Below are 14,174 nucleotides of genomic sequence, written 5' to 3'. Positions count from 1 at the left end.
ATAGAAACATTTAAAAGAGGTTCAGCCGTGAAAACTGCCTTAACAACTCCAGTCAACTCCAATCAAACCACCCAAACTTCGCAATTAATCCCCGCCTCGCCAACATCAGTAGAGAATCCATCTACCTGGATGCGAGACGGATACAGCCCCACGGAAATTATTCTCGCGGCGGCAATTTTAACTTCATTGTCGATTGGGGGAATTGCCTCTGTGATTGTGGCGATTACGGGTTTAGTTAAAACTTTAGTGCCTGTAATGGTAAGCCTAACAAAGGAAAAAACTAAATAGCCAAGGCGAATGGAATTCGCGGCTATACAAACAGAGCTTTCCTTCGTGGGCTAATGCAAAATCAAGCTTTTTTAACCCACGAAGGTGGATTTTGTCTGTGTACATGCGGTTTCTAACTGCCCATTAAATTCACTTGAGCCTTTGAACCTTAACTTTAAGCCTTTGAAGCTGACACTTAAGCCTTTGAACCTTAACTTTAAGCCTTTGAGGCTGAAGCTTAAGCCTTTGAACCTTAACTTTAAGCCTTTGAGGCTGAAGCTTAAGCCTTTGAACCTTAACTTTAAGCCTTTGAGGCTGACACTTGAGCCTTTGAACCTCAAGTTTGGGGTTTGGAACTCGAAACAGCCAGGTAAATACTCTATTCCTCCTGCCTCCTGCCTCCTTACACTAAGGTGACTGATTTAACACCCACTTCAACCACTGCCGAAAGGAACTTACAACATTCAACCTTTGGACTCCAGGCGCACGGGTGGCGGCGAGTCCATCAACGGCGACTAATGCAGCATATTGCAAGCCCAAGAAACTATCAACTGCTGCATAAGGTCCACCGAGAGTTATAGCCCCAGCAGCATACATTTGACCTCTGTCACTACGCATTTCTACTAATTCAAAATTATTCGCTACAGCCAATCGCCCCAGGTGATTCACTGGAAGGTTGTAATGTTTCACCAAATCTGCTAACAGAGGATTGGTATCTACCTTGGCATCCAGTCCAGTAGCATCAACAATAAAGTCAGCTAGCAATTTCATTTCCCCAAAGCTTTGCTCTCGGATACGGGTAATAGTTCGGTTTTGTCCATCTCGTTCTACATCCAAAACCTCACCGAAGGTAATTTGATACCAGCCTTCGCTTAACCCTTGGGCAATAATTTGCTGCCAGTCGTGGCGGTCGGCGGTGGTAGTTCCACCCCAGTCTGTTAGTAAACGTTTGCGTTCATCGGGACTAGCTTTTTCTAATATTGCCCGGAGTTCGCCGCCCCAACAAGCTTTAGGCGAGTTAAAGGGTTGAAATTCGTAATGATTTTTAACTAGGCGCTGGGCATTTTGAAATTTGTTGCCTTGAGGTTTAGGCGATCGCATTAAATGCAAAACTGAAATATTCTGATTTCGCTTTCTAGCTTCATAAATACGCTGAAAAATCCGCGAAGCCACAATTCCCCGCCCCCGAATCAATACCGTACCGCCTTGTTGCTCTAGTTGCTGATAAACATGATCATGTGCCTCATAAGCATTGACGACCGATTTAAAATCTTGATATTTTTCTCTATAAGCTTGCAAATCTGGGAGAAACTGAATTGCTGGATAACCAGTAGCTAAATGTAAATAACGAGTAACTAAAAAAGCATAATTTCCTGGGGCGCGAGAATAGGCTACGCAATACCTGCCATCATCAGTTTTGCGAATTACCCTAACTCGCCCATAGCGATAAATTTGATTCCAGCCAATGCGCTTGGCTTCTCGGTCTATGGAATCAAAGACATTACCCGCACGGGGAGTATAAGTTTGTGCAAATGTTGGTTCAGCAAACACTTGCCACAAATACTTGAATGCTGATTTCATCTGTACCGTGGTGAAATCGTGCCAAGCCTCACGCAAGGCATAACTAGGCCAGCCCCAAATATTATCAGGACAAGAGTCAGAATTTGATCGCAGTCTTTCATGTAAAGGAATTTGCGAATTCAAACACAGGCGCTTGTAACGAGCATAAGGTTCTGCCTCTAATCCCAAAGCCACAATTTTGTCAGCACACACACCACTAATTCGCAGCAAATCAGCCCAAAAAAAGCTACCCAGTCCCGCCCCGATCGCTAGATAATCAGATTCATCTACTGGCAATCCTGTAGCATAAAGTGCTTGCACAGCGACATTCTCTGCCTGAAATGCTAATGGCGGGAAATTACTTGCCAAGGGCGTTAGCGGCTGGACTACAGGCAATCTGGGGTCTGGAAGATTGGTATTTGGGTTGAAGTGAATCGTTGAAGGGAGGCTGGTATCTGGTGCAGAAGCGCTAGCAGCAAATGTCACCGTTATCACATAGGGACCAATTTGCAACGCATCGCCATTAGCCAGAACACTGCGCGTTTGTGGTTGACCATTGACATACACACCGTTAACGCTACCTTGGTCAATCACCACCAGATGGTCTTGTTCCCAGTCAATTAGGGCATGGTAGCGAGAAACTTCATTACTGTTAAGCAGCATCCTAGAAACCCGCACTCCTCTGAGTTCAGCAGGTAAGCGAGCGAATTCTCGACCAAAAGCGATCGGCATACTCAGCCTTGGTTCTCGCCGTTCTCCCGTCGCTGGATCTTCCCAACTCAATTGGATTTGTAGGTCATTTGTCATTGGTTATAGGGCATGGGGCATTGGGCATTGGGCATTGGGCAGAGGAAAATAATAACTCCTAACTCCCCACTCCCTAATTACTCGGTGCTACTAACACACTGACAGCCGCAGCTAAAGATGTTCCACACCAACCACAGCCTATGTGTAGATTCTCTCCTGGGCAAACTTTATGACATTTGGGGCATTCTAAGCCATAAACTCTTGGCGGTGGTGCGGGGGGCGTTGGTGGATGTGGTGGCATTAAAATTGTTGCTGGAATGCTACCCGTGAAAATGCTAGTAACGTTGAGTTTTATTTGTCCTAAAGAGATACTACTGCCCTCAGTTAAAGGCATTTCACCTTGGACTAATTGCCGTCCATCGACAACGGGGGGATTTTGCGATCGCAAATTTCTGATATAAAAGCGCTGTTGCTGGTGATCAAAAAAGATTTCAACGTGCAGACCAGAGACAGTGGGGTGACTCAGAACAATATCGCACCGGAGTAGATCGCGACCGATGCGGACAGTGCCAGGATTTTGACTTGGCTGTTGTTCGTAAATATTCTGAGTTTTATCTTGACCTGCATCGTGCCACTGTAAAGTTAGTGCGTTCATTGTTCTAACTTCATAACTCGTATTTAGTTACTTCAACTTCTTTATGTGCGATTTCTAACACGATTCAGTAGATGCAAGCAAGTATTTAGAAAAAACTTCAACAAGCTTTATCTCCCCTCTCCTTAGTAAGGAGAGGGGTTGGGGGTGAGGTTTCGCTTTATTTCGCCGACGCTAATTTATCAGCGATGCGTGTAGTTTCTGGCAGCCGATATTTGGGCGTGCAGCGTAATACATAGTCAATTGCCGTGGGTAAACTGATTCGATGACCACTGGAGATGTACAGAGGTTTTACTCCTGTGCGCGATCGCAAAACTGCCCCAATCGTTTCACCCTTATATATCAGTGGTTGCTTGCTGCCTTTGGTTTCTGCCAATTCTTCATGCTTACCTACTAACAACGATTTAGCTACACCAATTGTCGGCATATCCACAAGTAACCCTAAATGGCTAGCTATACCTAATCTGCGGGGATGAGCAATTCCCTGACCATCACACAGGATGATATCTGGTATTGTTTTAATCTTTTCCAGGGCATCGAGGACAGCTGGAATTTCCCGAAATGAGAGGAACCCAGGAATATAAGGAAAAGTTGTAGGACGGTGTGCTAGGCTTGTCTCGATTACCTGCAAATCAGGAAAACTCAGTACTGCGACAGCTGCACGGCTAATTGTTCCATCAGCTTCAAAACCCATATCGACTCCAGCAACGTACTGGATAGGTTCTTGCAGTTGATCCTCTGTAATTACTTGATCTCGCAGCTTTTCTTGGATAACTATGGCTTCTTCGAGCGTCGAAGGCCAAGCATGATCTCGATAAAACTTCATATTTAAATTTGGAATTAAACGATTAATATTAATCCTGTTAATTTTGCAATCACAAAACAAGAGTTTTTGATGTTAATACAGGCAAAATTTATTTATTGCAAAAGTCTAGGAAAGACTATCTTTATACTAGATATTTTAGCCCAGGTTAGCTGATATCTTACATGATAATGTTACTTAAGGCTGTGAAGAGGGAATCATGAGGATATAAGTTTATTTTCCTAGATTTATCTCTTTTACTGGTTATGACACAGCCGAATATTCTAAAACTTGCAAAGCAGGGAGATACCGAGGCGATCGCATCTCTGATGAACCGCCACCTACACCCCAAAGGAATCGCTGCAAAAGTTGCCTTCAAAGATACTTGCTTAGAGGTAATAATAGAATCTATAGAATCTGCCGAAGTACCAAATCAGCAAATTTTAGTTGCGTTTGTCCGCAAAGGGTTAACGGCTTTAGGGGCTGCATCTGTTGAAATAGTGAAAGTTTATGGACAACAAACGGGTAATGAGTTTCCAGCTTGGAGTCAAGAGTTTGATTTGGGTATAGCAGAAGCTGAACTAGAAGTAGTAGATAATCAACAATTTTCTAGTAATCCTCAAATCCTAACTATTTGTATTAATTTAAGTGGCGATACTGCACGCGAATTAACAACCCAAGATTTTGAAATTATTGCTAATCAAATAGGTACTGATATTTTATCATCTTGCACTGAGGTTTTTATTCAAAAAGTAAGTATTAGTAATGGTAGCTCTGTGATTACAAAGGAACGTTAGTATTTAATTTTGCTCATGCAGAAGCGCAGAAAAAGAGTCTAAAATAGCGGCTTTTGTAATAACTTTAATAAATCTATGCAAATTTTAAACATCGGGCTAGAAATATTCTGAAAATGTTGCTTTTACCTGTAAATGGTGAATCCTAAGATAGACGATAATTTATCAGTTTTTGGATTTATTGGTTATGACACAGCCGAATATTCAGGAAGTTACTAAGCAAAAGCTACAAAAGTTTTGCTGGCCTTTATGGTTTCCTTTTCCTAGCTCTTGGTTAAAATCATTGATTTTGACTCTATTTTTGAGCGTTATTATATTTATAGTCAATAATGCTGGAAAGGTAGGCTATCGTATCGCATATTTTGTACAAAGTCCCGAATTATTTGCTATATTTACAATACTGTTACTCCTATCTCCAATTCCTATAATTTCTTTTACTCATCACTGCTTACACTTGCTCATTAGTCGGTTTATATCAGAAATTCAGGCACCCGAAATAGGTAGAACAAAAGGATTATTCCCAGGAATAATGAGTTGGTGGGAAGGATTATACGCTTGGCTTGTAATTGCAATTTCTACACTGATAGCAGCTTTTTTTTCTACAATACTTCTACCATTCTTTAATCTTAGCTACGCCAAATCAATTGAAGACTACACACAAATGCAAAATAATATAATAGTAATATTTGGGCTGTTCCATATTTCTGGTATGGCACTAACTTATCAAATTGAATATTTGGTAAAACGTCGAATAATATCTGCTTATTCTGGCAATAAAGAAACAGATTCAAGAAAATAAAACACTGATTTTAAGACAGACAAAGAACTCAATAAATTGCGCGGAGAAATAGGTTTACACAAAATGAAATCAAATCCTTTATCGAATGATGAAGAAACTACAATCATCAAGACTCAACATAAATATCGTAATTTAAATAAAAAGTGGCTGCTGAGTTTTTTGATATTTTCAATTGCTGTAGGAATATACTTTTATTCAAAATTTGGAGAAATACTTCCCCTAACCTCTAAAATTCAAACATCATCAAAATCTGTATTAGTTACACCCTCACCAGTGATTTCAGAATCGCCAGCTGTGTTACTTCAAACTGATACATTCCGAGAGGCAATAAGTAAAGCAATTAATGCAACTAACCTTACTCAATCAGCAAAATCTCCAGATGAGTGGAAAACCGTTGTGAATCAGTGGGAAACTGCGATCTCACTTCTGAAAACCGTGCCATCTTCTAGCCAAAATTATACAATAGCTCAACAAAAAATCAGAGAATATCAAAAAAATCTCAACTACGCTGAGAAAAATGCTGTCAGTGGCAAGTAATGCGATCGCACCTCAGCGTTAAACTAGAAAAAGCAATGCGATCGCTCAACTATCCATATCAACACTGATAATATTGTGCCGCTTGGGACATATTAAATTGTAATAGCTTCTCTTCTGGCAACTTGTATCCCAAACTAGGCTTAAAAGGCGAAATATTCAAACTGCGAATAATTTCCGCCGCCACAGCCTTTGCTAGTAGCGGTGGTACAGAGTTACCTACTTGTCGAAATCCGTGCCATTTGGTTACATGAAATCTAAACCAATCGGGGTAAGAATGCAATCTCGCCGCTTCTCTAACTGTGATACAGCGCGGCGTAAATGGATGAATCGGTCTAGGAGATGTGAAAGAACCCCTATACTTGTCTGTTCCAGCTCTTAAAGTATTGCAGACACCAGCATGATGCAGCTTATAAAAACGACTAATTTTTTCTCTCTCGCCTTGTTGAGTATCCTGAAAACGTTTAATAGTTTCCGCAGAATGTTTTGTTCTTAAACTTGAAGAAAGTATTCGCAAATCATATTCACGTTTGTAAGAATAATCATCGTCTAGGGATTTCAACCCACGAAGTACAAGAGCATACTTACTAGGCTTTCCGTATTCTGCTACAACCCAATTTCTTGTTAGTAACTCAGGATATTTTTCTATTTCAGGTAAATCTCCAATTGCATCCCATACTGTAGGACTCAATGTGATGTCAGATATTTTTTTAGAATTTAAATTATTTGGTAATGCTCGTTTAGTAATCGGCTGAGGATATTTCGGTAACTCTACATCCTCCCTTGCACCTATGAGAAATAATCTCTCACGGGACTGTGGTACTCCGTAATTTGCAGCGTTGAGAACTTGGTAATTTTCTTCTATTTTATACCCATAAATTTTAAATTCGCTAATTAAAGATTGGAGGATTTGTTTATGTTTGCCAACTGTGATTCCCCGAACATTTTCCATTACAAAGAATTTCGGTTTTAGCTCAAAAACTAACCGATGAAAGTGAAAAACTAAAGAGTTTCGGGGATCATCAACAATCCGTTTACCAATTAGGGAAAATCCTTGACATGGTGAGCCACAAATTACTACATCAATTTCGCGATCGCCAATCTTAGACCGACTCCTAATTTCTTCCCCAGTTGTATCCACAACACTTTTACATAACACTGAGCAATAAGGGAAGTTAAACTCATGTGTTGCACAGTGTATGGGGTCGATTTCCACAGACGCCAGCACATCAAAACCAGCTTGTTCAAAGCCAAGAGTCATACCGCCTGCACCGGCGAATAAGTCAACTGCGATCGCTCGTTGTTTTCTCATCTCAACATAATTCGTAATTCGTAATTCGTAATTCGTAATTCGTAATTACCCTATGGAACAATGCAGTTCAGTTAAGCATTTCTTCCTTTGCGTCCTACCCTGCGCGTTGGCAAAAGCCTCTCGCAGAGATGGCGGTTCGTTAAAAAAATTAACTTTGACAAAAAGAGTTTTAGCTTTAACCCAAGCGTATTGCCCTATGGATAAATGCGGCTTCTGGCAAAAACAGATGCTTCGCACTTAATTTTACTCATAAATAAACTGATTGATTCGCTATTTTTAATTACGAATTACGAATTACGAATTAGGAATTATGAATTATTTGGTCGCATTTGCAAAATTTCTTGAGCAGCGCGATCGCACACCCCAACTTCTCCTAAACACTGCCGCATTTCCTCATAATCTAGCAAAGTTTGCTCTCTGCGACTAGGATTGAGTAGCAGTTCCATCGCTGCTTGGATAATATTCTCTGGTGTGGCTTCCTCTTGTAAAAATTCTGGCACAATCGGCTTCATCACTACTAAATTGGCTGGCGATGCAAAGGTTATAGAACCTTTGAGGATTTTACGAGCTATCCAAGCAGTCAGGGAACTTAGGCGGTAAACTACAACTTGCGGCACATTTAACAAAGCAAGTTCCAGATTGACAGTACCAGATTTGCTAATGGCTAAATCAGCAGCTGCAAAAACTTCCTTTTGTTGACCTAATAGAACTGTAGCCCGCAAACCGTAACGCTCAACTGCTTCCTCAATTGGCTGTCTATAGACTTCCAGAGATAGGGGAATCCAAAAATGAACTTCAGGTAATTTAGCTTGAATAGTTTGGGCAGCTTGAAAAATAATTGGTAAAAGATATTTTAGTTCTTGGTGGCGAGAGACAGGGAGGAGTGCGATCGCAATTTGTTCTGGTGCAATCCCCAGTGTTGCACGCGCTGCTTGGTGACTAGGAGCGTCCTGCATTCGGTCAACCAAAGGATGCCCTACCCAAATAACTTTTGCCCCTTGTTCCCGAAAATAACGCGCTTCTTGTGGGAAGATTGCCAACAGCTTGTCTGTAAAGCCAACAATCTTGTTAGTCCTACGCAAATTGACTGACCAAGCCCACTCTTGCGGAGCAATGTAATACACCACAGGCACATGTGGCAGATGCTGTTTCATATAAGTCCCAATCCCAACATTTGGAGTCATATAATCGATCAGCACCACCAAGTCAGGTGTATTTTGCTTTAAAAAAGCGATCGCCTGACGTTGCACCTGGAGAGTCGGTAAAATATAGGGCAGTCCTTCTAGAATACCCATTGAGCCAATACTACTGGTATTGCCCAGCAGAATAGCCCCAGCCTCTACCATTTTTTCGCCACCCAGCGCCACAATCTCTAATTCCAACCCAATCGCCACAGCTTGACGCTTCAGTGCTGTAATTAGCAGCGACCCTTGCAAATCGCCAGATACTTCCCCAGTGCTGATAAATATCCGCATTTGATAATTAGTAATTAGTAAAAATTAGCAGTGAGGAGTCAGGAGTTATGAGTTAAAAATTTAATTCCTCAACTCATAACTCATATAATGTCTGGGCATCTTTGCCAGCTACACTCTTGCCCCCCTCCTCGCTTGCGGGGAGGGGTTGGGGGTGGGGTGCTTTGATTATGAGTAATTCGACGGACATGATATATCTCACATTTCACGATTCATCACTCACGCCTTTTTTGCCCTTACCGGGAATCAAACCACGCCTTCCTGGCATCTGAGAAAGTAGCAGAAAGCGGCGCAGATGCTGCAATTCTTGGCTATCCCCTAACAATTCCAACTGTTCCAAAGCATCCTTAAAGGACAAATCAGAACGGTAGAGAATGCGGAAGGCTTTTTTCAGCATTTGCAAATCTGCTGAGTCCATACCAGACCGTTTAAGTCCGACAAGGTTGAGGGTTCGTACCCGCGCCGGATTTCCCTCCACGAGCATATATGGGGCTACATCCCGGTCAATACGTGCCATGCCTCCCACCATTGCCTGTCTACCAATACGCACAAATTGATGGACACCTAAAACCCCACTCAGCCTAGCGCGTGACTCTATATGGACATGACCTGCCAACGCCACAGAGTTAGCAATCACTACTTGGTCTTCAATCACGCAGTTATGAGCCACATGGACATAAGCCATCAGCAAGTTTCCATCACCAATTACCGTCGCTTCACCGGCACCGGTAGCGCGGTTAATGGTAACGTACTCACGAATCAAGTTGTTATCACCAATTTTGACCCAGGTTGGTTCTCCCACAAACTTGAGATCCTGGGGTTCCATGCCGATGGCTGCACCTGTAAAAATCTGATTTTGCGCCCCAATTTCACAAGGCCCCTCTAGCACTGCATGAGCGCCAATTATTGTTTCAGGGCCGACTTTGACATGCGCTCCAATCACAGCATAGGCACCGACTTGCACTGTATGGTGGAGTTCCGATTTCGGATCAATTACAGCAGTTGGATGAATTAGCGTTTTCAAGGGTGAATCTCCAGAACTGTCTTGATAAGCCAGGGCCGGGCGGGGTTTCTGAGGCAGGTAGTTACTCTGGTTAAGAGAGTTGTACCGGCTGCTGTCCCATCGAGGCAACTGACATTGTTGAGTGTGAAGTATTTCAGTGAACGAAAGTGTCGGGCAAAGCAAGTTAAGTGTGTTTGTGAGTGCGTCTCATAAAGAGGGCGTTGAAAATCAAGAAATTATCAGATGCTGTTGTGGATTTTTTTTACTGTTATCCTTTTTCAGGATTCAGTAGGGGCATTTCACGGCTATGCCCATACCACGAAGGCAAACTTTTAATTAATTAGAGAAAACATTAATTCCCCTTCAGAAGCAAGTTGACCATCAACTTTGGCACGACCTTGCATCTTACCGAAACGACGTTGTTTTACCCATAACAGTTCCAACGTCATTACTAGTTGATCCCCCGGTACAACCTGGCGGCGAAAGCGAACTTTATCGATACCAGCGAAGACGAACAGCTCGCCTTTTCCGGGAGACATCTGAGTTAGGACAATGCCCCCAACTTGTGCCATTGCTTCGACAATTAGCACCCCTGGCATCAGTGGACGTCCAGGGAAATGTCCTTGGAAATGGGGTTCGTTAATAGTGACATTTTTAACGCCTACAGCTTTTTTACCTGGAACGTAGTCAATTATTTTATCTACAAGTAAAAATGGGTAGCGGTGGGGTAGCAATTCCTGAATTTCTTCAGATGTGAAAGTTGTTTTAACCTCAGAGATGATTTTAGTCTCATTTATAGCCTGTGGTTCGGTAGATATCGGTGTAGTCGTATCGATGGTATTCACTTCAGTGAGGATTGACATTGGGCGTGTGGTTAATTTTTCATCTGAAAGTTGAGTAGGCAGGCGTATATCAAAAGCCTTAATAATCCTCGATTTTAGACTTTAGCTCCAATCCCAAATCTAAAATTCTTTGAGCCAATTGAATGTGTAAATTGTGACTGGCTTTATACGCTAAGAAATGAGCAGTAGGAAAAGTTCCTAGTAAACTTAAATCTCCTACTAAATCCAATATCTTATGACGCACTGGCTCATTTGCAAATCTCAATGGTGGATTTAGCCAGCCTTCTGGCCCACAAACGAGTGCATTATCCAAACTGCCACCCTTAATTAACCCTGTTTTTTGTAAGTGTTCAATTTGATGCAGTAACCCAAAAGTCCGGGCAGGAGCGATTTTTGCAGCAAAGCTAGCAGCAGCTTTTCCTAGTTCAGCGCTTAGTGACCAACTATGCCATTGATTACCAATGGCGGCCAGGTCAAAATCAATCCCGTAGCTAAAACGGGTTTCTGATGCTGGGAGGGCACATACAAAGGCATCCCCTTGATAGACCCATATTGGTTCTGTAACAGCCAAGGGAACTTGGTTGTTGACAAGTTGTGATACTAAGCCAACTTGGGCAATGTTAGCTGTCCACACACTTGCCGAACCATCCAAAAGTGGAACCTCAGGTCCATCAATTTCAATCCGGGCATTATCCACACCCATACCCGAAAGCGCCGCCAACAAATGTTCTACCGTGCGAACATATACCTCCCCCTTGCCCAACTGAGTTGAGAGAACAGTGTGACTAACTGCTGCAACTTGGGCTGGAATGATCGGCAAATCCGGTAAATCCACCCGCACAAAGTAGCGTCCACTTCCCGCCTCAGCTGGTAGTATCCGCACCTGGGTATTCACACCGCTATGCAGTCCCACTCCAGTTTGAGTGATTTGAGCCGCTAGAGTGTGCTGCATAGCCGAAAAGTCAATATATTTTGTTTAGTATTGTTCATCGTCTGTTTTGGTAAAATCCCTGATATTCCCCTAAAAATGTCATTAATCCCTTTATCGGAACAGTATTGAGGTAAATGTAAAAATTAGCAAGCTAATCCAAAAAAGATAATTGTCATTTGTCCTTTGTCAGTTGTCCTTTATGATTCACCAATGACCAATGACAACTGACTAATGACAAGTTAAAACCTTTCGCCAATACCAAAATTAATCCGGCTACCACCGTCATCGTTGATACCGTAGTCAATCCTAATTGGCCCTAGTGGAGACTGGACGCGAACCCCGAGACCATAGCCGTAGCCACTCCCGTTCTTATTGAGCACATCAGCTGCTAGGGTACTAGTACCCAGATCACTGCCGATATCAAAAAATAGTGCGCCACTGACTACTGAAAAAACTGGGAACCGATACTCAATTGATGCTTGCACATAAGTGCGTCCGCTACCTAATGCTCCTTCTTCATAACCCCGGACGGAGTTGCTACCCCCAAGGGTAAAAGCTTCGTAGGGAGGCAAGTCCCCGAAAACTGTTCCTGCTTGGAAGTTAAATGCTAGAGTTTGCGCCCCTTTTTTGGAGAGGCTAATCAACTTGACGGGGAAATATTGGCTGTAGCTACCCCGTAATCTGGTGAGGAAAATGCTGCCTAGTCCCAAAGGGACTGACTGATCGATTCCCAAGCGGAGATAAGAACCACTGGTAGGTTGCAAGGGGTTATTACGGAGATCGCGCTGTACCCCTAGTTGCAATAGCACCAAGTCGTCTTCACCTCCACCAGAGAAGGTAAGTGGCACTTCTTGGCTGATGCGGTTCCCATTATTGTCATCAAATATCGCTCCTGTTCTTCTGAGATTGCCATCGGCATCACGGGCGGAAACCCGTTGATACTGTAAACCGGCTGAGGCTGTCCATACGGAAGTTTTGTAGGGATTGGAGGACAGGGGACGGGTAAAGGTGACACCACCACCTAGACGGAGAATGCGGGGGCTATCCTGAGAATCTGTATTAGTGGGATTCTTTGGGTCAAATGTTCTAATATCCTGATCTTTGGCATCAAAAATCAACGAAATGGAACTGCGGCGAAAAAGATTGACCGTGTAGGAAGTCCGGTGGGGATCTCCGGCGATCCAGGGGTCTGTATACCGCAGGTCAAACAGCAGTTCCCGCTCTCCCACCTGTACTTCTGCACCCAGTTTTTGGTTCCTACCGTTCAGGTTTTGCTGTTGATAGCTAACCGTGCCAAACAGTCCGCTAGCAGAACTAATCCCCGCCCCAGCCGCAATAGAACCACTGCCGCGTTCAGCTACATTTACTACTACATCCACCTTACTGGGGTCACTACCAGGGTCAAGGGAGACATTTACATCTTCAAACAGTCCCAGTCCATATACTCGCTGTAGGTCTTTTTGCACCGTGTTGCGGTTGAATACTTGTCCTGGCTTTAATTCCAATTCTCGTGTAATGATGTAATCTTGCGTCCGTCCCCGAATCGGTTGTCCCTTCTCGTCTGTCTCCTGACCATCTTTATTGCGGAACCGGACTCTAATGTTTTCTACTACCCCTTCTGCTATTTGTAAGGTAACAACTCCGTTTTCAGAGACTTGTGGCGCTCCAATCACGTTGGCTAGCACGTAACCTTGGTCTTGATACCGCTTGTTTAACTGCTTGATGGCTTCCTGCAAGTCACGCAAGTTGAGGATTTTGCCATACTGCTGGCGAAAGACTTCATCTACAGTGTTAGGTGGTAGTACGGAAGCAACACCAGTGCCAGGATTGGCTTGTATTTGTACCTTGGTGAGGACGGGGTTAGGCTGTACAACAAAGCTGACTCGTACTCCCAAGGGGGTATCTTCTGGCGCTGCTTGGACGTTTGAGAAGAAGCCAGTACCAAAGATGGCGTTAATATCTTCTTGCAGTTGGCTGCGAGTTGTCGTTCGTCCTGGTTGGGTACGAATTACTTTATAAACTTGGTCTTCGAGTTCTGGTGATAGTTGCCCAGCCTGTGTTCTAACTACTACTTCTGACACCAGTACGCGGGGGTCATTGGCTTCTGGGGCTGTGTTGGGTTGAGTATTTCCCGGAGTTGTCGGCGGGTTAACATTCTGCGGATTTGGAGTCGCGCCTGGGCTTGGGGTAGGTGTTCTTTGTTGACTACCTGGGAGTGGAATGTCTGGAGCGGTTGATGGTTCTGGAGTTGTGGGTAATAAAGGTTCCGTTGTCGGTGGATTGGCATTTTCTGGGACTGGAGTCGCGCCTGGGCTTGGGGTAGGTGTTCTTTGTTGACTACCTGGGGGTGGAATGACTGGAGCAGTTGATGGTTCTGGAGTTGTGGGTAATAAAGGTTCCGTTGTCGGTGGATTAACATTTTCTGGGACTGGAGTTGTCTCAGGAGTTGAAGAAGGTGT

General features: G+C 43.4%; 13 protein-coding genes. 4 read left to right on the top strand and 9 right to left on the bottom strand.

Going from position 1 to position 14,174, the window contains the following annotated elements; all coding sequences use genetic code 11:
* Positions 1–27: 27 nt before the first annotated feature.
* Entirely contained in the window at positions 28–288 is a 261-nt protein-coding gene (locus V7K36_RS17775; protein WP_335117846.1) for a hypothetical protein, read from the top strand.
* Positions 289–675: 387 nt separating this feature from the next.
* Here V7K36_RS17775 and V7K36_RS17770 read toward each other — a convergent pair whose 3' ends face one another.
* The 3 genes from V7K36_RS17770 to nfi form a co-directional block, all read right to left on the bottom strand.
* On the bottom strand, positions 676–2,634 hold the full coding sequence (locus V7K36_RS17770) for an FHA domain-containing protein (RefSeq protein WP_335117844.1): 1,959 nt from the start codon (positions 2,632–2,634) through the stop codon (positions 676–678).
* A gap of 73 nt (positions 2,635–2,707) precedes the next feature.
* A complete protein-coding gene (locus V7K36_RS17765) occupies positions 2,708–3,229 on the bottom strand; it encodes an FHA domain-containing protein (protein ID WP_335117842.1) in 522 nt (173 codons plus the stop codon).
* 157 nt (positions 3,230–3,386) lie between these two features.
* Positions 3,387–4,052: a deoxyribonuclease V gene (gene nfi / locus V7K36_RS17760; protein WP_334939255.1), complete on the bottom strand. Its 666-nt coding sequence runs from the start codon at positions 4,050–4,052 to the stop codon at positions 3,387–3,389.
* A 242-nt stretch (positions 4,053–4,294) separates the two neighbouring features.
* Between nfi and V7K36_RS17755 the strand changes: the two genes are divergently transcribed.
* The 3 genes from V7K36_RS17755 (at position 4,295) to V7K36_RS17745 (ending at position 6,158) form a co-directional block, all read left to right on the top strand.
* Positions 4,295–4,825 carry a hypothetical protein gene (locus V7K36_RS17755; RefSeq protein ID WP_335117840.1) on the top strand — a complete coding sequence of 177 codons (531 nt, stop codon included), beginning with the start codon at positions 4,295–4,297 and terminating at the stop codon, positions 4,823–4,825.
* A gap of 184 nt (positions 4,826–5,009) precedes the next feature.
* On the top strand, positions 5,010–5,621 hold the full coding sequence (locus tag V7K36_RS17750; protein ID WP_335117838.1) for a hypothetical protein: 612 nt from the start codon (positions 5,010–5,012) through the stop codon (positions 5,619–5,621).
* Positions 5,622–5,684: 63 nt separating this feature from the next.
* Positions 5,685–6,158: a hypothetical protein gene (locus V7K36_RS17745; protein WP_335117836.1), complete on the top strand. Its 474-nt coding sequence runs from the start codon at positions 5,685–5,687 to the stop codon at positions 6,156–6,158.
* Positions 6,159–6,216: 58 nt separating this feature from the next.
* Here V7K36_RS17745 and V7K36_RS17740 read toward each other — a convergent pair whose 3' ends face one another.
* The 6 genes from V7K36_RS17740 to V7K36_RS17715 all read right to left on the bottom strand — a co-directional run.
* Positions 6,217–7,467 carry a DNA cytosine methyltransferase gene (locus tag V7K36_RS17740; RefSeq protein ID WP_335117834.1) on the bottom strand — a complete coding sequence of 417 codons (1,251 nt, stop codon included), beginning with the start codon at positions 7,465–7,467 and terminating at the stop codon, positions 6,217–6,219.
* A gap of 308 nt (positions 7,468–7,775) precedes the next feature.
* Positions 7,776–8,942, bottom strand: coding sequence for a lipid-A-disaccharide synthase (lpxB, locus tag V7K36_RS17735; RefSeq protein ID WP_335117832.1), 1,167 nt, complete (start codon positions 8,940–8,942; stop codon positions 7,776–7,778).
* Between the two features lie 202 nt (positions 8,943–9,144).
* The gene (gene lpxA, locus V7K36_RS17730; protein WP_334939240.1) at positions 9,145–9,963 is read right to left on the bottom strand and encodes an acyl-ACP--UDP-N-acetylglucosamine O-acyltransferase; all 819 of its coding nucleotides are present in this window, start codon (positions 9,961–9,963) and stop codon (positions 9,145–9,147) included.
* 311 nt (positions 9,964–10,274) lie between these two features.
* A complete protein-coding gene (fabZ, locus tag V7K36_RS17725) occupies positions 10,275–10,805 on the bottom strand; it encodes a 3-hydroxyacyl-ACP dehydratase FabZ (protein ID WP_335117830.1) in 531 nt (176 codons plus the stop codon).
* Positions 10,806–10,863: 58 nt separating this feature from the next.
* Entirely contained in the window at positions 10,864–11,736 is an 873-nt protein-coding gene (gene lpxC / locus V7K36_RS17720) for a UDP-3-O-acyl-N-acetylglucosamine deacetylase (RefSeq protein ID WP_335117828.1), read from the bottom strand.
* A 218-nt stretch (positions 11,737–11,954) separates the two neighbouring features.
* Positions 11,955–14,174: BamA/TamA family outer membrane protein (locus V7K36_RS17715; protein WP_335117826.1), on the bottom strand; the 2,220-nt coding region annotated here is incomplete at its 5' end.

Origin of the sequence: Nostoc sp. (assembly GCF_036919555.1) — a bacterium.
Classification (GTDB): domain Bacteria; phylum Cyanobacteriota; class Cyanobacteriia; order Cyanobacteriales; family Nostocaceae; genus Nostoc.
The sequence above is the reverse complement of the archived record's forward strand: the minus strand, read 5'-3'. Positions and strand labels throughout refer to the sequence as shown.